The sequence below is a fragment of the Gordonia bronchialis DSM 43247 genome, from assembly GCF_000024785.1.
GTDB lineage: Bacteria > Actinomycetota > Actinomycetes > Mycobacteriales > Mycobacteriaceae > Gordonia > Gordonia bronchialis.
The window spans coordinates 4,753,393-4,779,365 of sequence record NC_013441.1 but is presented as its reverse complement, the minus strand read 5'-3'; the positions used below and the strand labels follow the sequence as shown (position 1 = coordinate 4,779,365).

General features: G+C 67.4%; 18 protein-coding genes and 2 pseudogenes. 13 read left to right on the top strand and 7 right to left on the bottom strand.

Going from position 1 to position 25,973, the window contains the following annotated elements; all coding sequences use genetic code 11:
• Positions 1-48: 48 nt before the first annotated feature.
• From GBRO_RS22155 to GBRO_RS22135, 5 genes are all read right to left on the bottom strand, one after another.
• Positions 49-4,356: a DUF3367 domain-containing protein gene (locus GBRO_RS22155; protein WP_012836080.1), complete on the bottom strand. Its 4,308-nt coding sequence runs from the start codon at positions 4,354-4,356 to the stop codon at positions 49-51.
• Between the two features lie 82 nt (positions 4,357-4,438).
• Complete coding sequence (locus GBRO_RS22150; RefSeq protein WP_012836079.1) at positions 4,439-4,639, bottom strand: DUF2613 family protein; 201 nt, start codon at positions 4,637-4,639, stop codon at positions 4,439-4,441.
• 27 nt (positions 4,640-4,666) lie between these two features.
• Entirely contained in the window at positions 4,667-5,398 is a 732-nt protein-coding gene (locus GBRO_RS22145) for a DJ-1/PfpI family protein (RefSeq protein WP_012836078.1), read from the bottom strand.
• A 50-nt stretch (positions 5,399-5,448) separates the two neighbouring features.
• The gene (locus GBRO_RS22140) at positions 5,449-6,132 is read right to left on the bottom strand and encodes a GlxA family transcriptional regulator (RefSeq protein WP_012836077.1); all 684 of its coding nucleotides are present in this window, start codon (positions 6,130-6,132) and stop codon (positions 5,449-5,451) included.
• 201 nt (positions 6,133-6,333) lie between these two features.
• Complete coding sequence (locus GBRO_RS22135) at positions 6,334-6,942, bottom strand: universal stress protein (protein ID WP_041920035.1); 609 nt, start codon at positions 6,940-6,942, stop codon at positions 6,334-6,336.
• A 29-nt stretch (positions 6,943-6,971) separates the two neighbouring features.
• On the opposite strand from GBRO_RS22135, the gene GBRO_RS22130 reads away from it, so the two are divergent.
• Positions 6,972-8,180 carry a glycoside hydrolase family 3 N-terminal domain-containing protein gene (locus GBRO_RS22130; RefSeq protein ID WP_052298325.1) on the top strand — a complete coding sequence of 403 codons (1,209 nt, stop codon included), beginning with the start codon at positions 6,972-6,974 and terminating at the stop codon, positions 8,178-8,180.
• A 107-nt stretch (positions 8,181-8,287) separates the two neighbouring features.
• The gene (locus GBRO_RS22125) at positions 8,288-8,896 is read left to right on the top strand and encodes a TetR/AcrR family transcriptional regulator (protein ID WP_012836074.1); all 609 of its coding nucleotides are present in this window, start codon (positions 8,288-8,290) and stop codon (positions 8,894-8,896) included.
• Positions 8,897-8,970: 74 nt separating this feature from the next.
• Here the strand turns inward: GBRO_RS22125 and GBRO_RS22120 are convergent, their stop codons facing one another.
• Together GBRO_RS22120 and GBRO_RS22115 are read right to left on the bottom strand one after the other, a co-directional pair.
• Positions 8,971-9,861: a MaoC family dehydratase gene (locus GBRO_RS22120; RefSeq protein ID WP_012836073.1), complete on the bottom strand. Its 891-nt coding sequence runs from the start codon at positions 9,859-9,861 to the stop codon at positions 8,971-8,973.
• Positions 9,861-11,222, bottom strand: a complete 1,362-nt coding sequence (locus GBRO_RS22115; RefSeq protein WP_012836072.1) for a 3-oxoacyl-ACP reductase — start codon at positions 11,220-11,222, stop codon at positions 9,861-9,863. Before GBRO_RS22115 ends, GBRO_RS22120 begins: the two co-directional genes overlap by 1 nt.
• 156 nt (positions 11,223-11,378) lie before the next feature.
• Here GBRO_RS22115 and GBRO_RS22110 point away from each other — a divergent pair, with 156 nt between their 5' ends.
• The 11 genes and pseudogenes from GBRO_RS22110 to GBRO_RS22060 form a co-directional block, all read left to right on the top strand.
• Positions 11,379-12,674 (top strand): acetyl-CoA C-acetyltransferase, encoded by a 1,296-nt coding sequence (locus GBRO_RS22110; RefSeq protein ID WP_012836071.1) that lies wholly within the window; start codon positions 11,379-11,381, stop codon positions 12,672-12,674.
• A gap of 425 nt (positions 12,675-13,099) precedes the next feature.
• Positions 13,100-14,779 carry a VanW family protein gene (locus GBRO_RS22105; RefSeq protein WP_012836070.1) on the top strand — a complete coding sequence of 560 codons (1,680 nt, stop codon included), beginning with the start codon at positions 13,100-13,102 and terminating at the stop codon, positions 14,777-14,779.
• 205 nt (positions 14,780-14,984) lie between these two features.
• A complete protein-coding gene (locus tag GBRO_RS22100) occupies positions 14,985-17,270 on the top strand; it encodes a protein kinase domain-containing protein (protein ID WP_169309885.1) in 2,286 nt (761 codons plus the stop codon).
• Positions 17,271-17,348: 78 nt separating this feature from the next.
• Positions 17,349-18,128 carry an SDR family NAD(P)-dependent oxidoreductase gene (locus tag GBRO_RS22095; RefSeq protein WP_012836068.1) on the top strand — a complete coding sequence of 260 codons (780 nt, stop codon included), beginning with the start codon at positions 17,349-17,351 and terminating at the stop codon, positions 18,126-18,128.
• Positions 18,129-18,248: 120 nt separating this feature from the next.
• The gene (locus GBRO_RS25560) at positions 18,249-18,545 is read left to right on the top strand and encodes a hypothetical protein (RefSeq protein ID WP_227892809.1); all 297 of its coding nucleotides are present in this window, start codon (positions 18,249-18,251) and stop codon (positions 18,543-18,545) included.
• Between the two features lie 86 nt (positions 18,546-18,631).
• Complete coding sequence (locus tag GBRO_RS22085) at positions 18,632-20,659, top strand: TerD family protein (RefSeq protein WP_012836066.1); 2,028 nt, start codon at positions 18,632-18,634, stop codon at positions 20,657-20,659.
• Positions 20,660-20,714: 55 nt separating this feature from the next.
• Positions 20,715-20,948, top strand: coding sequence for an AbrB/MazE/SpoVT family DNA-binding domain-containing protein (locus tag GBRO_RS22080; protein WP_041920034.1), 234 nt, complete (start codon positions 20,715-20,717; stop codon positions 20,946-20,948).
• Between the two features lie 644 nt (positions 20,949-21,592).
• A complete protein-coding gene (locus GBRO_RS22075; RefSeq protein WP_012836064.1) occupies positions 21,593-22,114 on the top strand; it encodes an LppU/SCO3897 family protein in 522 nt (173 codons plus the stop codon).
• A 365-nt stretch (positions 22,115-22,479) separates the two neighbouring features.
• Positions 22,480-23,578 (top strand): annotated as a pseudogene (locus GBRO_RS22070) (hypothetical protein).
• Between the two features lie 458 nt (positions 23,579-24,036).
• Positions 24,037-25,128, top strand: a complete 1,092-nt coding sequence (locus GBRO_RS22065) for a hypothetical protein (RefSeq protein ID WP_012836063.1) — start codon at positions 24,037-24,039, stop codon at positions 25,126-25,128.
• A 168-nt stretch (positions 25,129-25,296) separates the two neighbouring features.
• A pseudogene (locus GBRO_RS22060) lies at positions 25,297-25,856 on the top strand (ISL3 family transposase); the annotation flags it as partial.
• Positions 25,857-25,973 lie beyond the last annotated feature (117 nt).

Here is a 25,973-nt window from a genome sequence, read left to right as displayed (position 1 = left end):
ACGTTCAAGCCAATGGTAAGCAACACCAACGTCGCCGCATCGAGTGACTCACGTCCGGTCCGAATCCGGAGGTGACCCGTCCGGCATCCATGACCTCCGGGTGATCTGAGTCACCTTCGCGCGCAGCCGGTCCCACCGATCGTCGGCGCCGACGGCCGAGGCGACCATGAGCAGCACGGCAACCAGGGCGGGCAACTGCACCCACCAGCTGAAACCGTTGTACCCGCCCGGTGCATGCCACGGGCCGGCGGCAAGTCCGACCGTCGCCGCCATCATGGCGACAAAGGTGGCCACCACCACGGTCCGCGGCCGCAGCACCACGGCGATGGCACCCACCACGACGCCGACCGCGAGCCCCCACCACCCGGACAACAGCCACGCCATCACCAACGTGCCGGCCGCAGCGGCTACCGTGACACCGAACGGTGTTCGGCCGGAATCGATCTCGTCGGGGCCGTCGACAGTGCGACGCGTCGGCAGGCACGCCGCGACGAGCAGCAGCGCGACCAGGATCAGGCCGAGCAGCAGCGACCATCGGTACAGGGAATCGAAGCGGTAGGTGAGATGGATCGTCCCCGAGGTCCCGGCCGGGACGACCCAGGCCTGCTGCCAACCGTCGACGACCACCGAATCCAGTTCGCGCCCATCGGCTCTGGCCTCCCAGCCCGGGTTGGTGCTCTCCGGTACCACGAGCAGCCGGTCACGGTCGGCTCCGCGCACCGTCACCGACCGATCGACCGCCGACCACCCCTGGATCTCGACGGGTGCGACCCGCGCCGATGGCAGCGCCGAATCCGTGTTCAGCGCAACCGAATCCACGGAGAACGCGGCCCCCGGATTCACCGACAGCTCCTGCTCGCCGGTACCGAGTCGTACCGGGGCCGACGTACAGGGATGGGCGATCACCGGTGCGCCGGCACGCAGCGCAGCCGTCGTCGTGTGCACCGACAATCCGATCACCTGGCCGGACACGGTCAAGCCCAGGCCATCGGCGCAGCCGATGTCGACAGTGCGGTCGTCATTCGGGGGAGTCGTTGGGGCGGGGGTGATCTCGATCTCGGCGATCCCGGGCGGTGCCTGGGAGGCGAAGCCGAGACTGTTCACGTCGATGAGGTCGCGCTGTCCGAGGATGGTCAGTGAGATGTGGTCGGTGTCGGCGGGATCGAGGCGCACCAGCCCGTCGGCGCCGACGTCCCGGGTCTGCGGCCCGGTCCCGAGGTCGACTGACACCCGCGTCGGTGCGGCCGGATAGTCGTGAGGTGCGACGATGCGCAGTTGTTCCACGCGTTGCCGGGCGGGCAACCGGAGCTCGAGGGTCGGATTCTTCGGCTCCGCCGAATCCTCGTCCCCGGCAGCGTCGTCGGAGTGCTCGGGTCTTTCGGGGTGCTCGGGTTTTTCGGAGCGCTCGGGGTCGTCGGATTCCTCGCGCGCCGGTTTCGGTGCCGTCCACACGGTGCGCGGGTCACCGTCGACGGCGGCGCCCGGCCCGCCACGGGGATCGGTGACGGCCGACGGCCCGGTCGCCACGATCTGTCCGGGACCGCGCAGCAGCGCGTTGAGCGCGTCGCCGGGGCGGGGCGTCAGGATCACCGCCGGTGTCACCGCGGTGGGGGTGGGCACCTGGAGGGCGCGGGTGAACAGACCGGGTGTCTCCGCGGTCAGGCCGAGGGCCGGCGCGCAGCGAATGGTGCCCGCCGCCGGGTCGTCGACACACGAGGCGCGGCCGGCGAGCTCCTGGCCCAGAACCCATTGGGCCACCGTGGTTCCCGGCGGCAGCGGTGGCAACACCACCCGATGCCGGATGGTGAGGGGGAAGCCGGATTGCAGGTCACTGACCGACACCTCGCCGAGCGCGAACTGGTTACCGGCCGACCCGTCGGCGGTTTCGGCGGCGCGGATGGACACCCAGCGGGTGGGGCCGCTCGGCACGGTGATCGTCACCGGCACACCCGGTTTGATGCCGGAGGCCACCGTGCTGCCGGCCTCCGTGGTGACCACCACGCTGCTGACGTCGGGACCGAGTGCCTTGGCGGTCCTCACGGTCAGGGCCAGGCCGGAATGCGGTGTGGTGAAACCGATCCGCATCCACTGCCCGACGGCCGACTGCAAACCGGCGCTCACCCACGCGGTGTTCGCATCGCCGTCGAAGGCGGCAGCGGCGGAGTTGGACGGCGACGTCTGTCCCGGCTGGGTGGCGTCGGCGGCCGAGCCGGACACGTCTACGCGCACCGCGTCGGGTCGGTTGTCCAGCAACCACTCTCCGCGGACCAGCGGTTGCCCGTCCACCGGGTAGTCGGCGACGGCGTTGTGGGTGCGCCGCGGGTCGCCGGCCGCGCGGATCGCGGAACTGTGGTCGTCCACCCGCCCGAAGTCGGTCTCCCGGTCGGCGGGGGTGTCGGTGACGATCGTCGGCCCGGGAGGTCGGCCGGCACGCCGGGCGTCGGTGCTCAGTATCGCCGGACCCAGCGGTGGTGATCCCATGCGAGCCCGCAGATCTGCGATCCGCGCGAGCGCTTCGGGACCGCCGGCGACCTCGGTGACGCTGCCGGCGTCGACGAGGAGTGGTCCCGTACCGGGGAACCCGGTCGCCTCGACGGCGAAGATCTGGATGGCGGGCATCGCGGGGCGGAGTCCGTTGTCGCGCACGACGTCACGGATCGACGGCGGTCCGACGTCGGGGCCGAACACGGCGACCCGCCGCAGCCCGGGTGAACCGGCCAGGGCGGCCTGGGCGAGGAGCGGACGGGCCGAACGCGAGGTGTCGGGCTCGAGGTCAGCGCGCAAGACAACGAACCGAACCCCCTGCGCGGCAAGCGTTGCCGCCAGTCCAGGGGAGGGCCGACCATCAGCGATGGATCGCTGCACCGAGTCCATCGCGCGGATCGCGCCGGGTGGAGTGAGCGGGATGGCATCGCGGACTGCCCACGGGGTGTCGGCCAGGGGCTGCAGCGGCTCGTCGCGGGTCAGGCCCCACAGCTGATCGGCGAACGGCGCACCGGGCACCACCAGGGCCCGGCCGGGCGCGCCGGTGTTGTCGGGATCGGCGTGGTCGCTGAGCCAGCCGGCCGCCTGCTGCCAGTACCGGGGCAGGTCGCGGTAGGTGCCGGTGGGTGCGAGCTGGCCCGTCCACATCAACGATCCCGCGCCGACGACGGCCACCAGGATCACGATCGTCGCGGCAACCGGCCGCGACCGCTGCGGATGGGCGAACGCCGAAAGTGATTCGCGCAGCGGCACACTCCCCGGCAGGGGAACCCGGGCCAGGAGGTGTGCGACTCCCAGCACCAGCGGGAGACGCAGGAACGGTTCGAACTTGTGAATGTTGCGCAGCGGCGCACCCGCCCCGTCGAGGAAGGCGCGGACGTCGTCGGCGATGGGGGAGCCGAGCTGCCCGGCGAACCCCACACACATCAGGACCAGTCCGACGGCCACCAAGGTCACCATGCGGCCACGGAAAGGCATGTGCCGCATGCACAATCCGGCGAGACCGGCGGCGGCGAGGGTGCTGGTGGCCAGCACCGCGGCGGGTTGGGTGACCAGGACGGCACCCGCCACCCGTTCCGACGACACGAACGGCGTCCACGAACTCGCGCCGCGCAGCACCTCGGTCAGCGACGTCCACTCGGTGGTGACGCCCGACGATTCGATGAAGTCAAGGAACGGCGGTGACACCCGGGACAGGATCAGCAGCGGCACCAGCCACCACGCGCAGGCCGCCAGCAACCCGGCCGCCCACCACGCACCGAAGCGCAGCCACCGCTGGTCCGGCCGGTGCAGCAGCCACCACAGCACCGACACCCCGAGTGCCGCGAGCGTGGCGACCGCGTTCACCGCACCCATCAGCGCGACCGCGGCCGCCGACCGTGCGGCGTACTGCCAGAGCGGCCGGGAGTCGTCGCGGCGGTCGAGCGCGGCCACCACCGGCACCAGTACCCATGGCGCCAGCATCATCGGCAGTGTCTCCGACGAGATGGAGCCCAGCGTCGTCAGTACTCGCGGGCTGAGCGCGAAGACCGCGCCGGCGACGATGCGTGAGGCGGGTGAACCGATGCGCAGGGTCTCGGCGAGTCGCACCACACCGGCGAATCCGACGGTCAGCAGCACCGCCCACCACAGCCGCTGGGTGATCCACGGCGGCAGATGGGCCAGCTCGCCGAGCGCGAAGAACGCGCCGTGCGGGAAGAAGTAGCCGTAGGCCTGGTTCTGTACCTGCCCCATCGGGGCGTTCGGCGTCCACAGATGTGCGGCCCGCGCCAGAAAGCCCAGCGGGTTGGCGGTCAGATCGAGTTTGGTGTCCGCGGCGACCCGCCCCGGCGACTGCAGCAGGCAGATGACCAGGAAGATCGCACCGGCCACCGCGACGGCGCTGCCGGAGAGCCGGGGAGCGATGCGCGGCGCGGACGGCCGAAGGCGCGACCCGAGGGGCCGGCTCAGACGCTCAATTGTTCTCGCCGGCGCCGCCGCGCGAGCCGTAGTCGACGGAACCCTGCACGAACCCGTTGTTGGCGTTGACCTTGTTCAGGTCGGTCGAGGGGCTGGTCTCCGCGGACAGGAAACCGCCGAGGAACACGGCGCCGATCCCGACCACGATGCCGGCGACGGCAGCCACGGCGCCGGCGACGAGGCGGTTGTTGGTCATGGCGACGAAACTACCATCGTCGAACGGTCATCCCGCCGTCACCGGCGCGCGGGTGCCGCGGATCCGGTGCACCGCCCGCTCCCACAGCAGCGCCGTCGCCGCCTTCATCGGTCCCGGCCGCAGCGCGTCCTTCGACAGCAGTGCCGTACTGCGCGCCACGGTCGACGTCGACGCCGTGGCGCGGTCTCCGGAGTCGAAGGGCGGTTGCGGGTCGTACTCGATGGCGAGCTGGATCGCCTTGGCGCGCTCGTCGCCGGCGATCCGGGCCGCCAGCTGCAGGGCGAGGTCGATGCCCGCCGACACCCCGGCCGCGGTGACGACGTCGCCGGCGTGCACCACTCGCTCGTCGGTCACCGCTTGCGCGCCGTACATGGATAGCGCCGCGACTGCCGACCAGTGCGAGGTGGCGCGCTTGCCGTCGAGCAGCCCGGCCGCGGCGAGCACGATGGAGCCGGTGCACACCGACGTCGTCCAGGTCGCCGTCGGATGAGCCTGCCGCAACCAGGTGAGCACGCGTTCGTCGCGAGCCGCCTCGGCACACCCGGGTCCGCCCGGGATCAGCACGACGTCGGGTCGCGGCGTCTCGTCGAAGGTGTGCGTCGCGCCCACCAGCAGGACGCCGGAATCCGCGGCGATCGGGCCGGGCTCGTGCCAAACGAACCGCACCTCGGCGTCGGGCAGCATGCGCAACACCTCATAGGGGCCGACGAAGTCCAGCGCGGTGAACTGAGGGTAGACGACGATGGCGATCTGGGTCATGACTCTCTCCTGTCAGAGTGGATGAATGTTGTTGTCGCGGTTAAGACTTCTCAGCGGCACGATCGGCGATACCGGTCCGGCGAGATGGCGAGCCGGCGGACGAACACGCGCCGCATGGTCTCCGCCGATCCGAAGCCGGCGCGGCTCGCGACGGCGGGCATCGGGTCGTCGATCTCCTCCAGGAATCGGCGGGCCGTGTCGGTGCGGACGCGTTCGACGTAGACGCCGGGCGGCTCGCCGACCTCCTCGGTGAACACCCGCGTGAAGTGGCGCGGGCTCATCGAGGCAATCGTGGCGAGATCGGCGATGCGGTGCGCGGCGGCCGGGTGCTTCTCGATGGCCTCCTGGACGTCGCGGATGGGTCGTCGTCGGGCGCGTGGCATCCAGACCGGCGGCGCGAACTGCGACTGCCCGCCCGGACGCCGAAGGTGCAGTACCAGCCAACGCGCGACGAGCTGCGCCACCTCGGTGCCATGGTCGTCTTCGACGAGGCCGGGCAGGAGCAGCGTGTCGATCGCGGCCGACGGGTCCGGGAGGGGGTGTGCGACGAAGTCGAGACCGAAGCCGCTGGAGACGGGCCGACCGCCCGGCGAAACGAGCGTGACGGCGTAGCCGTCGCCGGCAGCGTCCCGTCCGGCCAGCGCGATCGATGCCGAGGTGAAGACGTCGAGCGGGCCGGTGCTGTCGAGCGGCTGCACCCCGGCGAAGCCGAGGACCACCACGGATCGGGTCATGCATCCATCGTTTCCGACGGCGGTGATGGCGTCCAGGACGGGTATCGCACAGATCAGGACATGAACGTCGGGCCGACTGCCGACTTCGCGGGCCTACTGGCTCTCACGCGACGACATCGCAACCGCTGATGGCGGGTACGCCGCCGGTGAGGATCGATCACCGAGCCCACGCGTACCGCGCCTGAGACCACCCCGACCGCGCTACAGCGTGACCGGCGGCTGCTTCTCACACTTGGCCGGCACGATGAAGACCGGCCGGTGACAGTGCTTGAGGACGCGTTCGGCGACGCTGGACCGCAACAGTGCCTTGAGGCCTGAGGCCCCGCGTGTTCCGGTGACCAGGAGGTCGACGTCGAGTGCGTCGGCCGCCGCGACCAGGGCACCCCACACCGTCGACTCGACCTCTACGAGCGAACCGCGGGCGGCGAGGCCGGTCTCGGTGGCCAGCTGCACTCCGCGCGCGTTGATGCTCTCGGCCTCGGCCTGCAGCGCTTGGTCGACGCCGGTGTCGAGTTGGGTGTCGATGAAGGGCTGCATGCCGCCGGACAGCGTCGACATGCGGGCCGGGGACATGCTGCCCGGCTGCCAGGCGGTGACGACGTAGGCGCGCTCGGCGCGAAGGAAGGTGCCGGCGTACCGAATGGCACGGTCGGCGTTGGGTGAACCGTCGTAGGCGATCATCAGGACCTGGTCGGTCTTGGCGCCGATGGTGTGATTGCCGCTGGGTTGTGCGGTGGGCAGCTCGGCAGCGTCCGTCTGACCGCCGCCGGGGGCGGGTGCGGACCCGTTTGGAATGGACCCCACGTCCATTGCTCCAGGTTACATGCCAGACTCGTGCCATGGGTTCAACTCGCCGACATGACCGTGCTCGTGGCGGGCTCGTGGCCGCGCTGGTTCTGCTCACGTGTGTGGCCGTCGCGGCCTGCTCCACCGATTCGACTCCCGCTCCGGGCTCGACCACCGCGTCCTCGGCTTCCGCGTCGGTCGCGTCGTCGTCCAAGCCGTCGGTGGCGCCGGCCAGTGTCCCCCGCTCAACAGGTTGCGGCGCAACGAAATTGAACGCAACGACGGTGCGGCAGAAGCTGGCGCAGCTGATCGTGGTAGGGGTGACGGGCGCCGACGACGCGCAGGGCATCGTGAACTCCGAACACATCGGCGGCATCTTCGTCGGGAGCTGGACCGACAAGTCGATCCTGAGCAGTGGTGCGGCGGCACGTATCTCACGCAGCTCGTCGATCCCGCTGATGGTCACGGTCGACCAGGAGGGCGGCCGGGTGTCGCGGCTGTCCGATCTGGGCATCGACGGGCCGTCGGCGCGAGAACTGGCCAGGACCAAGACGCCCGAACAGGTGAAGGCGCTGGCCACCGACGTCGGCACCAAGCTCAAGCGACTCGGCGTCACCGTCGATTTCGCGCCGGTGGCCGATGTCAGCGACGAATCCGACGACGAGGTCATCGGCGACCGCTCGTTCAGCAACGATCCCGCAGTGGTCACCAAGTACGCATCGGCCTACGCCGAGGGACTCGAAGCGGCCGGAATCATGCCGGTGTACAAGCACTTTCCGGGCCACGGACACGGATCGGGCGACTCGCATCTCGGACTGGTCCGGACCCCGCCGCTCGCGCAGCTGAAGACCAGCGACCTGGTGCCGTATCAGACGTTGCTGCGCGAACCGGGCAACGCGGGCGTCATGGTGGGGCATTTGATCGTGCCCGGCCTCACCAACGGGTTGCCGGCGAGCATCAGTCGGCCGGCGATCCAGTTGCTGCGCCGGGGCGCCGGGTACGGCGGTCCGCCGTTCAACGGCGTGGTGTTCTCCGACGACCTGTCCGGCATGGCCGCCATCAGTGCGCGCTATCCCATCGAGCAGGCCGTCGAGAAGTTCATCCTGGCCGGCGGCGACATCGCGCTGTGGCTGTCCACCGACCGCGTGTCGTCGGTCCTCGATACGCTCGAGCGCGCGGTCTCGGCCGGTAGGCTGGCGCCACGTCGCCTCGACGACAAGGTGGTACGTGTCCTGCGCGCCAAGGGTGTGCTCGACTGCTGAGCCGCTCACCCCGACCCGGAGATCACGAAGAACTTACCAGCCGGTAAGTTCTTCGTTATTGTCGAAACCGGACCCGGCGGCGGGCCGGGAGTGCGCAGGAGGTGAACATGTCGGGCGGTACCAAGCGGTTACCTCGTGCGGTGCGTGAGCAGCAGATGCTCGACGCGGCGGTGAAGGTGTTCGCGCAGAACGGTTTTCGCGAGGCATCCATGGACGCCATCGCGGCCGAGGCGCAGATCAGCAAGCCGATGCTCTACCTCTACTACGGTTCCAAGGACGAACTCTTCGGCGCCTGCCTCGCCCGCGAATCGGGACTGTTCATCGAGGCGATGAGCGTGGGTTTCGACCCGAATCTGTCCCAGCGTGACCAGGCCCGCACCGTCATCCGCGAGTTCCTGCGATTCGTGCACCAGCACAGCCAGTCCTGGCGCGTGCTGTACCGCGTGGCGATCGGAACCGCTAACTTCGCCCAACTCGTCAGCGACAGCCGGCAGCGGGTCACCGAGATGGTCGCCGAACTGATCAAAGCGGGTACGACGGTCGAGGGCGCCAGCGACATCGACTTCGAACTCACCGCCGTGGCGCTCGTCGGGGCCTCCGAGGCCGTCGCCGACCGGATCACCGAAGGCGACGTGGACCTCGACACCGCCACCGACCTCCTCGTCGGCATCGCGTGGCGTGGCCTGAAGGGTGTGGGCACCGACCGCTCGGCGTGACATGCTCGCGCGCACTCATTTCCTTCCCGCTTATTGGACCCAATAAGCGGGAAGGAAATGGGGGAGCGGGAAGATCAGCTCTGTCGCGTGGTCGCGGTGAGGTGCGGATACCCCTTCTTACGGTTCAGGATCGAGATGTCGAAGTTGCCACCTCCACCGTCGATGCGCCTCGTGTACAGATTCACCTTGGCCGGCAACAGAATCGGCTTGCCGAACCGGACGTCGTAGGTGACGTCGCCGGGCAACTTGGCCTCGACGTTGGCGATTGCCGCTGCGGCACTCCACATTCCGTGCGCAATGGCCTTCGGGAAGCCGAACGCCTTGGCCGGTAGGTTGCCCATGTGGATCGGGTTGCGGTCCCCCGACGCGGCCGCATACTCGCGAATCCGGCCGAGGTCCACCGACAGGATGGAATCCGGCGGTGGGGGCGTGGCGGACTTGGGTTGCGGCCCGCGCGGCTCGTCGGACAGACTCGTCCGCTGCTGCTTGAGGAAGGTCGCCGTCTGCGTCGTGACCGGCTCACTGCCGACACTGATCTCACTGATCAGGTCCACCAGCAGCCCCTTGCGGTGTTCCCGCAGGTTCTCCGCGTGGGTGACGATGGTCAGCGGCTCGTCGACGCCGATCGGGCGCCGACGCTCGATGGTGTTGGTCATGTGTACCGAACCCACTGCGCCAAACGGGAATTCGGCCGACGTCATCAGCTTCATCACCAGCGGGAACTGCAGCACAAACGGATAGGTGAGCGGCAGCGTCGACGAGAACCGCTGCCCCGTCGCACGGCAATAGGCCTGCAACGCATCGGGATCCACCCGCACATCGTCGAGGCGGTAGCGGGTGTCGGGCAGCGTGGCGTCGGCTGCGACCTTGGCCGGCTTGCCGATCACCGGCAGCAGCCCGGTGACCGCTTTGCCGTAGATCTCGGCCGTGTTGGGAGCGCTCGCGAGAGTGATCGTCTTACCCATCACGCACCCAGGAATCCCTGGCCGCACACGCGGACCACGTTGCCGGTCACCGCATTGCTGGCCGGGTTGGCGAAGTAGGCGACCGTCTCGGCCACGTCGACGGTCTGACCGCCCTGCTGCAGTGAACTCATCAGTCGGCCGGCCACGCGGGTGGCCAGTGGGATGGCGGCGGTCATCTTGGTCTCGATGAAGCCCGGCGCCACCGCGTTGATGGTGATGCCCTTTTCGCCGAGGATCGGGGCGTAGGCGTCGACGAGACCGATGACACCGGCCTTGGAGGCGCCGTAGTTGGTCTGGCCACGGTTGCCGGCGATACCGGCGATGGACGCCACGTCGATCACAGCGCCACCGGAGCGGATGGCGTCCTTCTCGACGAGCGCGTTGACCAGTTGCTGCGGCGCGATCAGGTTCACCGAGATGACGGCGTTCCACCGGTCGGCGTCCATGTTGGCGAGCAGCTTGTCGCGGGTGATGCCGGCGTTGTTGACGATGATGTCGATGCCGCCGTGACGTTCGAGCGCGTGGTCGGCCAGCTTGGCGCCGGCGTCGGGTGCGCTGACATCGAGCGGGAACGAGGTGCCGCCGACCTTGTTGGCGGTCTCGGCGAGCGCCTCCCCGGCGGCCGGGATATCGGCGCAGATGACGTGGGCGCCGTCGCGCGCGAGCACCTCGGCGATGGTGGCACCGATGCCGCGGGCTGCACCGGTGACCACGGCGACCTTGCCCTGCAGCGGGCGGTCCCAGTCCGGGGCCACGGCGTCGGCCGAACCCACCCGGATGACCTGGGCGTCGACGAAGGCCGACTTGGCGGACAGGATGAACCGCAGCGTCGACTCCAGCCCGGTGAGTCCGGTCTTGGCGTCGGGGGCGACGTAGACGAGCTGCACCGTCGACCCCTTCAGCAGCTCCTTGCCCAGCGACCGGGTGAAACCTTCGAGGGCGCGCTGCGCGACCCGCTCGCTCGGATCGGTGATCAGTTCGGGGGTGGTGCCGATGACGACGAAGCGTGCGCACGCGGCCGTCGAGCGCATCACCGGCTGGAAGAACTCGAACAGCTGGCGCAGATCGGCGGGCGAGGTGATGCCGGTGGCGTCGAAGACGAGGCCGCCGTACTTGTCGGCGCTGCGTCCGGTGGTGGCGTTCTGGATCAGGGTGTAGTCCGGTGTGGTGAGCATCTCGCGCAGCGGTTCGACGAGTCGGCCCGCACCGCCGAGCAGGACCGGTCCGGGCAGGGCCGGCTCGGACGCCTTGAAGCGTCGCAGCGTCGGGGGCACGGGGAGACCAGCCTGCTTGGCGATGAACGCACCTGGTCCGGAGTGGACGAAGCTCGAATACAGGCCGGTGTTTCCGTTGGCTGCCACGTGAATCTCCTCTGATTGTTCTCGGGTGGCCCGGACACGACGGGCCCATGACGGACGGTTCTTGACGAGCGCGCTCAGGCGGGCGGCGTTCGACAACGAACTTACTCAAGAGTAAGAATACTCTATAGATACCAAACACCACCCTGGGAGTTCGAAGTGGCTTACACACCCAAGACCCGTTCCGAGCGGCCGGTCGCGATCCTCGGCGGCAATCGCATTCCGTTCGCCCGCCAGGACAAGGCGTACGCAAAGGTCAGCAATCAGGAAATGTTCACCGCGGCGCTCGACGGCCTGGTCAGCCGGTTCAACCTGCAGGGCGAGCGCCTCGGCATGGTCGCCGGCGGCGCCGTCCTCAAGCACGCACGTGATTTCAATCTCATCCGCGAATCGGTCCTCGGTTCGGCACTGTCGCCCTACACGCCGGCCTTCGACCTCCAGCAGGCGTGCGGCACCGGCCTGCAGGCCATCACCGCGGTGGCCGACGGCATCGCCCGCGGCCGCTACGACGTCGCAGTCGGCGGCGGCGTGGACACCACCTCCGACGCGCCCATCGCCGTCGGCGAGGGACTGCGCCGCCAGCTGCTCGAGGTGAACCGGGCCCGCAGTACGGCCGACCAGATCCTGGGCGCACTGAAGCTGCTGTCGAAACTCGGCATCGAGATCCCGCAGAACGGCGAGCCGCGCACCGGCATGTCGATGGGTGAGCACGCCGCGATCACCGCCAAGGAGTTCGGCATCAAGCGCGCCGACCAGGACGCACTGGCCGCGGCCAGTCATCAGAAGATGGCCGCCGCCTACGACGCCGGCTTCTTCGACGACCTCATCACCCCGTTCGGCGGTCTGGTGCGCGACCAGAATCTGCGCGGCGACGCGTCGGTGGAGAAACTCGCCAAGCTCAAGCCCGTCTTCGGCGTCTCGCTCGGCGACGCGACGATGACCGCGGGCAACTCGACGCCGCTCACCGACGGTGCATCGACCGTGCTGCTGGCCAGCGATGAGTGGGCGCAGGAGAAGGGGCTGGGCGTGCTGGCCTACTTCGTCGACTCCGAGACCGCCGCCGTGGACTACGTCAACGGCCCCGACGGTCTGCTGATGGCGCCGACCTACGCCGTGCCGCGTCTGCTCGAGCGCAACGGACTCACGTTGGGCGACTTCGACTTCTACGAGATCCACGAGGCCTTCGCGTCGGTCGTGCTGGCCACCCTGCAGGCATGGGAGTCCGAGGAGTACTGCAAGGAGCGCCTCGGCCTGGACCACGCGCTCGGCCCCATCGATCGCAGCAAACTCAACGTCAACGGGTCGTCGCTGGCCGCGGGTCACCCGTTTGCCGCGACCGGCGGACGCATCGTGGCCCAGGCGGCCAAGCAGATCAAGGAGAACGGCGGCGGGCGTGCGCTGATCTCCATCTGCGCCGCCGGCGGGCAGGGCGTCACGGCCATCATCGAGGGGTAGCCGTCGAAAAGTGACAAGGATCACAGCCCGGGACCGATCGGATCGGTCCCGGGCTGTTCTGCATGATTTGCGAACCTTCGACATCGATTTTGGACACTTCGCGCGGGGCCTGTCGAGATTTAGCCTGACCTTCGTCTCAGTAGCTCCGAGATGGAACCGCGAATTTGTCACAATCTCCCCGAAATCTCCCGAGAGAGGATGTAACGAAGCGAAAAGTAGCGTAGATATAACGGTTAGCTCCGGCTGAGCTGTCAGACCCCCGACCCGACAGCTCGGCCGGAGCGCCTGCTTTTCGCCGGGTTGGTCGATCGCGTGGATTCACCGCGACGCAGCCCGCGTGATCGCCGTTCCGCTCGTGTTGCCCTCGCCACAGCGGACACTGCCGGGAGACCAGCCCGGTGATGACGTAACTAAGGTTGACGATCGTGAGTACCGGCCACCGCGCGCGCAACGGCGCCCGGACCCTCGTGGTGGTGGTCTCTGTTGCCTGTCTGGTCCTTGCTGCCGACATCGTCCTCACCGGCTCGGCGTCGGCGCGCGATGTCACGATCGCCGGACTCGACGCGGGCAATCGGCAGGCCGACGAGCTCGACCCGATCCTCGCCGAGCTGTCGCACCGTGCCGCGCAGCCCGTCGTGGTGACGACCGACTCCGGGGCGGCCGAGCTCGACGCCGCCGAGCTTGGCCTGTCCTTCGACCCCGAAGCCACCCGGGCGCGGTTGTTGGAGCACTCCGCCAATCCGTTGCGACGTCTGTCGGCGCTCTTCGGTCGCGACCACGAGGTGGAGCCGGTGATCCACCTCGACCGCCGGGCCATGGACGCAACACTGGATTCGCGACGCACCATCCTCGAACGCGCGGCCGTCGAGGGCGGGGTGCACTACGCGGGTGCCGAGCCCCGCCCGGATCGTCCGGCGGCAGGTCTGCGCATCGCCCGCGACGAGGCGGCGCAGGTACTCACCGATCGCTGGCTCGACGCGGCGCCCATCGCCCTGCCGATGGAGCCGTTCGCCCCGACCGTCTCCTCGGAGGTCGTCGACGCAACCGTCGCCGGCCCGGCCAAACGTGCCACCGAGTCACCACTCGTGCTCACCGCGCGGCGTGGAGCACGGGTGGAGGTCTCGCCCGAGGACCTCGGCGGCGTCCTCACCTTTGTCGCCGACGGGCGCGGCGGCCTGAAGCCCAGCGTGGACCCCGGCCTGACCCGCGGGTTGCTCACCGACAAGCTGGGACGCACCCAGAGCGCGGCCCGCAACGCCACGTTCTCGCTGTCGGGCGGCACGCCGCGGGTGGTGCCCTCGGCCGACGGTGCCCGCATCAACTGGGCCAAGACCGCCGAGGCGATCGCGGCGGGCGTCCTCGCCGATGACGACCGCACCGTCGAGGTCGCCTACGACGTCGTCGCCCCCCGCCTCACCACCGACGCCGCCCGTCGGCTCGGCGTGAAGGAGGTGGTCAGCGAGTTCACCACCGACGGCTTCAGCAGCGCGTCGGGCGAGAACATCAGGCTCGTTGCCGCCGAGGTCGACGGTGCACTCGTCCTGCCCGGAAAAGTGTTCTCCCTCAACGGACACACCGGTCCGCGCGGCACCGCGCAGGGGTACGTGACGTCGACGATCATCGATCACGGACGCCCCGCGAAGGCGGTGGGTGGCGGCATCTCGCAGTTCGCCACCACGCTCTACAACGCGGCGTACTTCGCCGGACTCGAAGACGTCGACCACACCGAACACGCCTATTACATCTCGCGCTACCCCGAGGCGCGCGAGGCGACGGTGTTCGAGGGCGCCATCGACCTCAAGTTCCGCAACAACACCCGCCACGGCATCTATATCGAGACCAGTTGGTCCCCGTCGGCGGTGACCGTGCGGTTGTGGAGCACCAAGACCGTGGACGTCGAGTCGATCACCGGCGAGCGCACCTCCTACACGACACCCGACCGGGTCACGGTGCCCCGCGGCGACAACTGCATCGCGAGCAGCGGCAGCCGGGGGTTCATCGCCTCCAACACCCGCATCATCCGCGACGCCGCGACCCGAGCGGAGATCTCCCGGCACACCCGCACCGTGCGCTATGCGCCGGAGCCGATCGTCGTGTGCCGCTGACCGGGCACCCCAAACCATCGATCGTGCAGGCAATTTCGTCCATCGTGCAGGTGAACACGTTCATCGTGCAGGCAATGTCGTCGATCGCGCGACCGAACACTTTCATCGGGCGTCGACGGACCTTCCCGGGACCAGAGCGCCACGTCGTTCGTTCGGCATAGGACCCTGCCCGAGAACCACCTCCCGACCGCGTCCCTCGGATACGATGACGCGCACAGACAATGCGATGTACTTGATGATGAGGGGGTGCGCGGTGTCGCTGAATCCGGGAGACGACTTCGCCGGTTATCGCGTGATCTCGCCGATGGGCACGGGTGCTCTCGGAGACAGCTATCTCGTCGAATCTTCCGGCGACCCCGCGACACAACACGTCCTGACCACCGTGACGACGGCTACCTCGCCCGACGTCGCGGCGCGCGTGGACGCGGCGGCGGGCGAGGCGTCGGGCCTGTCGCATCCGGGGATCATCGCGGTGCGGGAACACGGTGTCGCCGAAGGTGTTCCGTGGTTCACCGTCGATCGTGTCGAGGGTAACCGCCTCGACGCCGAACCGTTGTCCGTCGCCGAGGTCGGGGCGATCGTCGAGCAGGTGGCCGCCGCCCTCGACCACGCCCACCAGCGTGGTGTGCTGCACCGGGATCTGACGCCGGCCAGCATCATCGTCGCACGCGCACCCGGGGGCGCACTGGGCCCGGTTTTTGTGTCCGAATTCGGAATTGCCGCTGCCCTGACGGCCGACGGTGCTGCACCGCACTCGCCGTACGCGGCACCGGAGACGCGGTCGGGCCGGTCCGACGCCCGGTCGGATCAGTATTCACTGGCGGCGATCGCCTACCAACGACTCACCGGGACGGTGCCCGCGCCACCGGCGATCGCCCCGGTCAGCGCGCTGCGTCCCGATGCCGTCGCGCTCGATCCGGTCTTCGCCTCCGCCCTCGCCGATGACCCCGGCGCCCGGTTCCCCGACTGTCGGGGATTCGCGGCTGCCCTCACCGCCGGCCTGCGCGATGAGGGGCCGGCAACGCCATCCTCAGTGCCCCCGTACCAAGGTGGGCCACAAGGGATTCCGGATGGATTTGTGCCGGTGGGTGGCGGGCCACCCACCTACGTTGGCTCTCCGCAGAACCCGCCCGGCTACCCGCCGCCCGACCCCACGCAGCAGACCGCCTATCCGCCGGGCGGGCAGATGCCGCAAACCGTATACCCGACGCAGTTCGCGCCGGCGGGGCCGCAGTTCGCCGGTGTTCCGCCGACGGTCCCGCCGGGAGGGCCGATGTACCCCGGCTCGCCGATGTACCCGGGCGCTCCGGTCGGTCCGCAAGGCCGGCGCAAAAGCCGAAAAGGCTTGTGGTGGACGATCGCCGCACTGGTTGCGGTGGTCGTGGTGGCCGTCGCCGCGACCACCACCGTGCTGCTCCTCACCGGCAACGACGAGGAGTCGCGCCCCGACGTCGTCGTCAGCGCCGGCCCGGCGTCGTGCGCGGTGATCGACGCGGAGCTGTTCTGCTGGGGCCGCAGCGGCGACGGACTGCTCAGCGAGGACTCCTCCACCACCAGCCCGCCCACCCGCATAGAGAACCTCACGAAGGTCACCACGGTGTCCAGCGAGTACGACCTCGGGTTGGGGCGCGGCAACATCTGCGCCGTCGCCGACAAGAAGCTGTACTGCTGGGGCGCAAACACATTCGGTCAACTGGGCAACGGAACGGAGACGGGGAGCACCACCCCGGTGCAGGTGCCGAACCTGCAGAACGTCACCGCCGTGTCGACCGGTTACGACAGCACCTGCGCGGTGTCCGACGGCAAAGCATACTGCTGGGGCGACAACGGTCACGGGCAACTCGGAAACGGCGCGGTGTCCGGTGACGAGGAGTCCCCCCAACTCGTCTCCTCGCTCACCGACGTCACCGACATCGACACCGACGACGGCACGAGCTGCGCGGTCGCCGGCGGCGAGGTGTACTGCTGGGGCGAGAACGACGAAGGCCAGTTGGGCAACTCGAACAACACCGACGTCGGCACGCCGACCAAGATCGCCGGGATCACCGGGGCGACGTCGGTGGAGACCGACGATGGAACCGTCTGCGCGGTGGCCAACTCGCAGGCGTACTGCTGGGGCGACAACCTCTATGGTCAGCTCGGCAACGGCAGCGAGATCTCGTCGACCTCGCCGGTTCGGATTCCGGAACTGTCCGACGTCACCGCGATCTCCACCGGCAAGAACACCACCTGCGCCGTCGCCGGTGGCGACGCCTATTGCTGGGGCTCCAACGCCGAGCAGCAGGTGGGCAACAACAGCACGTCCGATGTGTCGTCGCCGGTGAAGCTGACCGGGCTGTCCGGTGCCGATTCCATCAGCACGGCCGAGGAGTCGAGCTGTGCCGCCGTCGGGCAGGACATCTTCTGCTGGGGCAACAACGCCTTCGGCCAGATCGGTGACAGCACCACCACCAAGCGTTCCGAACCCACCAAGGTCACCATCCCGGACTGACCCGGCTCGGGTGAGCCGTGGAGGAACAGACAGGGGCATGTGTTCCCTGTCATAGAAGTTGTGGTTATCCTCCGAGACGTGGATATCAACGGAGCTAGTGCAATTGTCACGGGCGGCGCGTCGGGCATCGGCGCGGCGTCGGCCCGCCAGCTGGCGGCCAAGGGTGCCAAGGTCGTCGTCGCCGATCTCAACGCGGAGAAGGGCGAGGCCCTTGCCAAGGAGATCGGCGGGGCGTTCGTCAGCGTCGACGTGACCCAGACCGACCAGATCGAGGCGGCCGTCAACAAGGCGACCGAGCTCGGTCCGCTGCGCGTGCTGGTCAACTCGGCCGGCATCGGCTGGGCCCAGCGCACCATCGGCAAGGACGGCGAGTTCGCGTCGGCGCACAACCTGGACGCCTACAAGAAGGTCATCGCGATCAACCTGATCGGAACCTTCGACGCGATCCGACTGGCCGCCACCGCGATCAGCCGCAACGAGCCGCTCGACGCCTCCGGTGAGCGCGGTGCCATCGTCAACATGGCCAGCGTCGCCGCCTTCGACGGGCAGATCGGGCAGGCCTCGTACTCGTCGTCCAAGGGTGGCGTCGTCGGCATGACCCTGCCGGTCGCCCGTGACCTGGCCGCAGTCGGCATCCGCGTGAACACCGTGGCGCCGGGCCTCATCGACACCCCCATCTACGGCGAGGGCGAAGCTGCGGAGGCCTTCAAGGCCAAGCTCGGCGAGTCGGTCCTGTTCCCGCATCGCCTGGGTGTGGCCGATGAGCTCGCCTCGATGGTGGTCGAACTGGCCACCAACTCCTACATGAACGCCGAGGTCGTCCGCGTCGACGGCGGCATCCGGATGCCACCGAAGTAGGCATCATCATCACGACGAGATCTGCGGTGGCGGCCCTGGTGGTCGCCACCGCAGTCGTCTTCTCAGCCGGTTGCGCCCGCGACGTCGACGGCACTGCGATCGGTTGTATTCAGCGACAGTGTGACCTCGAACGCCTCGCCGACCACTGAGTCGACGCCTGCCGAATCGACTGCCCCCGAATCGACGACCGCGACGTCGGTGTCACCCCAATCCGGTGCCGCTACCGACCCCGACGAGATGACCTGCCGCACTTACCTGTCGCTGACGCCCGAGCAGCAACAGGCGACGGTCAAGACTTACGCCCAACGGCACGATAAGCCGTTGGTGTCGTCGAACGAGAACGCCTATCTGCTCGTCGCCGCGTTCTGTCAGGCCGATCCCGATCAATTGCTGAAGAACAACCTGATGCTGCAGTGAGGGCGATCGTCCACCTCGCGGTAAACCACGTCCGCGAGTGTTCGATCTCGTGACAAATGTGGCTATGTATCGCATATCTTGAGCCGATGGACTCGCGTGAGTTGCTCAAGGGCGAGAACGCCTCAGTCGACGAAGTCTTCGGCGAAAAGTCGCCCTCCATTCTCGTCACCATCGAAACCGCAGCGGAATCAGCGACGGTGATCCCCGATGCGAGCGTGCTCGTCGTGGGCTCGGACGGCAAGGTCCGCTCGAACGATGACTTCGTCTTCTACAACCAGCCCGTGGGGCTCGATGGCGCGCTGCAACTGGTGGATTCGTCCGATACGGACGCTCCCGACGGCGTGCGCCGCGACGTGATCCGCGTTGATCTCGCCCGGTTGCCGGAGTCGGTGACGAGAATCGTTATCGCGGCGAGTGCTGATGCGACAAGCGAACCCCTTGGTGGCGCGAGCATGCTACGGATGTGGGTCGCGCGGGCTGCCGAATCGGGCAGGTCCCTCATGCATCACAAGGTGGACGGTCTCACCGTCGAGCGCGCACTGATCTTCGGTGAGATATATCGGCGGGAGGATCGATGGAGGATCCGAGCCGTGGGACAAGGGTACGCAGGAGGGTTGGTCGCTTTGGTCACGGACTTCGGTGTCGTCGTCGACGACGATGATGTGCCTGAGTCGGAATCTGCTGCAGTGCCAGACTTGTCGGAGGCGCCAGGCGAAAGAGGGGAGGCTTCGGCACAGGATTCGCGGGACCCGGACTCGGATGCGACTGCCCCAGAGCCCTCCGCGGGGGTGGATTCGGAGAGGATCGCGATCTCGCGTCGTCGTCGACCCTTGCGATTACCGAGAGACTGGAGCGAGAGAAAGTCCCCCTACTGTCCACCGAGGTCGGGGGACGAGCAATGGTCACGAGCTAGGCTGTTCCCGGCAGTCGGTATGAAGACCACCGCCGAACAAGAAGGACGTGCAACGTCAGTCCTGCTGTCCGTGGTGGAGATCGTCCGAGAGTTCGGCCGCATGGTCGTCACCCGGCTAGGAGCGCCGGGAGGCAAGATCGAGACCTTCACGGAAGTCCGATTCTCCAACGCCGGCGTCGATGTCCGCCCGGACGGATTGATCCGAGTACGACGTGCCGGACGTGAATGGACTGCGCTGGTCGAGGTTAAAACAGCTAAGGCGACGATTTCGTCAGAGCAGGTGGAAGCGTATCTGAAGGTCGCGAATGCGAAAGGTTTTGACGCCGTCATCACCATCAGTCGGGACCTGGGGGCGTCAGCAGACGAACTCCCGTACACAGTAGATGCCCGTGTGCGCAGATCAGTCGATCTCTACCATCTCTCGTGGGAGGAGATTATCGCGGATGCTGCAATCACGCTGCAGCACACGACCGTCGAAGATAGGTCTCGACGCCGAATACTCGAGGAATTCCTCTGGTACGCATGCGAAGTCCAGTCCGGAATGTGGACATTCGACGACATGGGGCGACACTGGGTAAAAGTTCGCGAGTCTGTCAAGAATCGGACGATCGGTGCGAGCGACACGTCTACCCAAGAGATCTGCCTGCGGTTCGATCAACTGTCACGGCATATCGCGCTGCAATTGAGTGTATTGACAGGCCAACGCGTAACGGCCCAGCCGCCACCGGACAGATCGGATACGGTCAGTCGCGCAAAGCAACTCGCTGACTCGGGTGAGCTCTTCGCGAACCTTCGGGTCACGGGAGCGGCGGGGCCTGTCGTCATCAACGCGAATCTGGCGCGCGAACGCATCGGATGCTCGATCAAGACTCCCGCGCCGCGCAGAGGTCGGACCGGCACCAAGATCAGCTGGCTCATCCGTCACGTTGCCGATACTGCCGACAACGTACGGGTGACCGCACACCACGCCGGAAGTCGAACGGAAACGACCTCAGCTCTTCTGAGCGAGATCCGAGCCGACCCGACGGTGATCATGCCGGCGGATGGGAAGGACATCCGCGAGTTCACGGTTACATCGGAAAGCTCGATGGGATCGAAGCGGGCAGGCTCTGAGGGAGGCTTCGTTACTGCGATGGTCAAGCTCACGAACAACTTCTACGTCGAGGTAGTTGAATCTCTGCGCTCTGGGCGTGATTCATGAAGGCGGTCCCGCCGTACGACATCGCGCTGCCCGCCGGCGCGGGTAACCTTGGTTCATGAGAACCACCATCGACAGTTCGGGCCGCCTCGTCGTGCCCAAAGAACTGCGCGATCGCATCGGCTTGACCCCCGGAGACGTCGAGATCACCGTCTCCGGGAGTGCCCTGGTTCTCCAGCCCGTGCCAACGGATGAACTGATCGAATCGGACAGCCTGCTGGTCCTGTGCGGAGGAGGACCTGACCTGTCCATAGACGACATCCGTGAGTTGCGGCTTGGTGATCAGCGCTGATCTACGTCTTCTCGATACAAGCGCCGCGACACACTGGTCCGGCCTGGTCAGCCGGGTCATGACGAGACGCGGAAAGCGCTCAGCGGCTTTCGTCTGGGGCTCAGTGGACATGCCGTGTTCGAAACGTACTCGGTACTCACTCGCCTCCCTCTGCCGCACCGGCTGTCGCCCGCCGCGGCTTCGCGTTTGATCGCCGTGAACTTTCCACACTCGCGCCCAGATTCCAGGGAGTCGCCTTGCCGAGTTGATCGAGCGGTTCGTTGCGCTGGGAATCTCGGGTGGATCCGTGTACGACGGGCTCGTGGGGCAGCTGCCGTCGAGAACGATGCCACTCTGGTCACGCTGGACCGAAGGGCCGAGGCTGTCTATCGAGCGCTCGAGGTTCGCCTGGTCATGGTCTGAATCGTCTTCCGAGTCTTCGCGGGATGACGGCAGTAACATGACCATTCATGACGAACCCTCCGCCATAGCCCGGTGGCCAGCAGCCTCACGATCCCTACCAAACAGGCCAGCCCTACCAGCAAGGCCAGCCATATCAGCCGGGGCAGCCGGCCGGCCAGTCGCCGCATCCCGCGTACCCGGCCGGGGGATTCACCCCGCCGCCCAAGAAGAGCAGTCTGAAGTGGCTGTGGATCCTGCTGGGCGTGTTCGGTGTCATCGGCGTGCTGATCGTTGCGGGTGCCATCACGCTGGCTGTTCTGACGAAGGATAATGTCACCGACTCCGACGATCTCGGGGTCGGCGATTGTGCGACCCTCGCGGAGAAGAGTTCCGACGACGTACGCGCCACCAAGGTGGAATGCTCGAGTACCGATTTCCATTTCGTGGTCGCGCAAAAGGTTCAGACCCGTGGCACCTGTGGCGACTACTTCGAGTACTACTTCTACCGGGAGAGCAAGGGCAGCGACTCCGGCCAGGAGGGTGACGTCCTCTGCCTGGCGCCGGTGTATCAAGAGGGCAAGTGCTATCAGGAGGCCGACAGCTCCGCCGGCACGTTCTACGAAACCGTCGAGGTCTCGTGCACATCGCCGACGACCAAGCCGGGATACACCAACGTTCGTATCGATTCCAAGGTCGACGGAACCGCCACCTGTCCCGCGGGCCAAGGTGCACTCAACTTCGACGAGCCGACTCCGGTGGGTTACTGCGTGTCGCTTCTCGAGTAGGGAATTCCCGGATCGGCCTGTAGGTTCCGCGGATCGGTGTCACTTCGCGGATCTCCGACCTGCAGGTTCTCGCCGTCGTGTCAGTGCCTTATTCCCGCGAACTTGTCAGAATCCTCAGCCCGGTCGCTATCCCGTAAGGAGATCGATGCCCAGTCATTGGCCCGTTTGCCCCTAATGGATCGATCAGCGGGGTGCACCGAGCGGACCAGATCCCGCGGGTTGTGGTCGTGTCCGCGGTGCATCCTCAGACGCTGCGGGGTGTCTACCGGACACGGACTGGCAGCCGATATCCGTGGCGGGCGCTGTGATCGACTCGCACCCACAGCCTGGAGTTTGGGGACACACCGGGCGGGTACGCGAAGGCGGTGACGGCGAACGAGCATCTGCGGGCGGGGCACTCCGGTGCCGCGGGTGAGCAGGTTTCGGTGCTGCTGATCGCGGATCCGGGCGAACCAGCGGCTCTTGCCGAACGCATCGCCGACTACCTGCCGGAACGCCTGCAAAGCCCTGACCGGCCCGAGCGCCGGTGGACGACCTGTGTGCGCCGCAAACCGTACCTGCCGGACGAGCAAGCCGATTTCACCGATGTCATCGACACGGTCGATCCGTCCTCCGAACAGGAAGACATTCGTCGTGTATCTCACCGATCTGCCGCGCCGGGAGGACACCCTGCCGGTGGTGGCCGACGTCAGCGTCGACCACAGATTCGCGCTCATCTCGGTCGCCGGTGTGGGCGGCGTCCGGATCGAGCGCCGCATCCGCACCGTCACCGAACTCGCGCTCGCCCGCGTTCTCGGTGAACCCGAACTCATGCCTCCCGGCGCGGCGCGACGATACCCGTGTGTGCAGATCAAGGACGGCATCCGATACTTGGCGCCCTCGGGACTGCGGCGACTGCGACTGCTGTCGGGGATGGTGCGGGCCAACCGGCCGTGGCGACTGGTCACCGGACTGTCGAAGGTGCTCGTCGGCGCCTTCGCCACGGGTGCGATCGCGCTGGCCACCAACACGATCTGGTTGTTCGCCGACACGATGGGTCCATGGCGGATGAGTGCGGCGACGGTCCTGTCGATCGTGGCGATGATTCTCTGGCTGCTCGTCGAACACGAACTGTGGGAACGACCGAAGTCGCCGGAGGAGCGCGATCGTTCGGTGCTGTACAACACCGCCACCGTCGTCACGCTGGTCATCGGCGTGATCGTCCTCCACGTGGCTTTGTTCGGCCTGCTGCTGTTCACCGCGTGTCTGACTCTTCCCCCGGAACTGCTGTCCCGCATTCTCGGGCACGGGGTGAATTTTTCCGACTACCTCACCCTCGCCTGGCTACTGGCGTCCATCGCGACCATCGGTGGGGCGCTCGGGTCGGGTCTCGAGGACGACGCCGCCGTCAGAGAGGCGGCGTACGGGGTCCGGCAGCGGCAACGCATCGAGCAGACGCGACAACCGTCGAACGAGGCGGGATGATCATTGCCGGCGCAGCGCGCGCGACCCAGCCGTCCCCGGATGCGCGGGTGCCAGATCGGGTGCTCGACCGGTCGGCAGCCCGGTCCAGGTTTCGTTTGACTCCCTACACCCCGCGAGACTGTCACTCACTCAGCCCTGTTGCCGGGTTCGCTGGTGGGCGGTGAGCAGAAGGTGGTCGAACCGGGTCCGTAGGTCCGCAGCGGGTTCGCACTAGCACTTTAACCGATCCGTCACTGCAGCATCATCGAGAAGCCGTCCTCGACACCGGCAGGTGCCGGGCCCGCTGGCTGTGATGTCTTCGCGCTGGCGGCGTCGGCGGGGAGAGGATTTCGCAGTGAGCAGCACCGCTCTTTCCGGGATCGAGGCGACCACCGAATCCGGCCCGCGGTGCTGCACGAAACCTTGGGGGCTCCATCGAGCCAGTGGCAATCCGACCGTGGTTGCCTCACCATGGAGGGGTGACTGCTGAGCGTTGCCGATCCACCGCCGATCCTGCCGAACCCCCTTCCGATGCCGAGCTGCTCATCGGCCTGGTGGTCTCACCATCCCTGAGTGCGGTGCTCGGCCCCGAGGTCACCACCTCGGTGCGCAAGATTTTGGTGCAGCGGTATCCGGGAGTGCGCTGGCAACTGAAGATGGCCGAAGACCGGCTGGTCGATCCACCCACCGAGACCTTGGACCTGCTGGAGGCGGCCCGAAACCGCGTGCTGGAGGAGAACTGGGATTTGGCCGTGGTGCTCACCGAGATCCCCCTGAAGACCGGCCGACGTCCGGTGCTCACCCAGCTCAGCCCCGTGCACGGGGTAGGACTGGTCTCCGTCCCAACCCTGGGACCCGTGCACGTGCGGCAGAAGGTGCAAGAGACCACCGTGCACGTGGTCGGGCAGCTCCTGGGCTACGACGCCGAAGACCCCAACGCCCAGCGGGATCTTGCTCGAAGAGCCCACCAGCTGTCCACCGATCTCGACGAACGCCCGGACGACAACGTCGTGCAGTTCACGGCCCGAGTGCTGAGCGGCAACGTGCGGTTGCTGCTGGGCATGATCCGCGCCAACCAGCCTTGGGCCTTCGTGGCCCGGCTCTCCCGGGCGCTGGTCGGGGCAGTGGCCACCGGCATGCTGACATTGGTGGCCTCGGACCTATGGGTACTGGCCATGGCCTACGGGCCGGTGCGCCTGGTCCTGCTGGCGGTGATGGCGATCGGGGCGGTGGGTGCCACCCTGATCCTGGGAGCCGACTTGTGGGAGCGCCCGCGGCGGCGAGCCCAACGTGAGCAGGTGATCCTGTTCAATTTGGCCACCACCGCGACCGTGGCCATCGGGGTTGTGGTGTTCTACCTCGGCTTATTCATCCTGTCCTGGGTCGGCGCGCTGCTGCTCATCGACGAGCAGGTACTGGCCGGTATCGCCGGTCACCCAGTGAACGCTTTGGACTACGCGAAGATCAGCTGGCTCACCGCCAGCCTGGCCACCGTGGGCGGAGCAATAGGAGCTGGACTGGAGGACGACGATGTGGTGCGCGCCGCTGCCTACACCCGGTCCAGCACCTGACACAGCCCCAGCACAGAAGAAACTGAAACATCTACGCGTTGATGCCACGTCTATGCAGGTGTCATTGCCGGTCGCGATGACTTGGTGGGCTCAGCGCAGTGCGCTGCCTCGTACTCGGCGGGTGGGGCGTTGCCGAGGCGGGTGTGCGGGCGGGCGCTGTTGTACCTGTCGATCCGGGATCCGTTTCATGTGGTGCACTTGGCCGCCGACAAACTCACCGTGTGTCGCACAACGCGTGCAACAGGATACGTGCGGACACCGCGGCCGTAGCGGGGACCCGCTCTACGGAATCCGCCGCCCCCTGCTCACTCGAATCGGCTTGTTGACCGACAAGCAGAAGACCCGCATCACCAACGGCCTCGAAGCGCGTGAGGAACACCTGGCGGTCGCGGTCACCTACGCCGTCTATCAGGACCTGATCGACGCCTACGACCAGCCGCACAAGCGAGACGGGAAGATCGCGATGTACAAGCTGCTCAAAACGCATCCATACCGGCGTGCCGAAAGAACTCGCCGAACTTGCCCAACTCGGCCGCTCGCTGTGGGCTCGACGGACCGAGATCCTGGCCTACTTCGACACCGGCGCCTCCAACGGGCCCGTTGAAGCGATCAACGGGCGCCTGGAACACCTACGCGGGATCGCGCTCGGCTTCCGCAACCTCAACCACTACATCTTGCGGTCACTCATCCACTCCGGCGGCCTGGCAGAACACCCCGACGCACTCTGAATCAGGAAGAGCCGCTTTGTCGAACAGTCGAGTGCCGACGGGGTCGAGTCCGACGGCGTGGTGTTCGCCTTTTCCCACGTCGATGCCGCAGAACACGGCGTAGGTGGGGTCCATGAA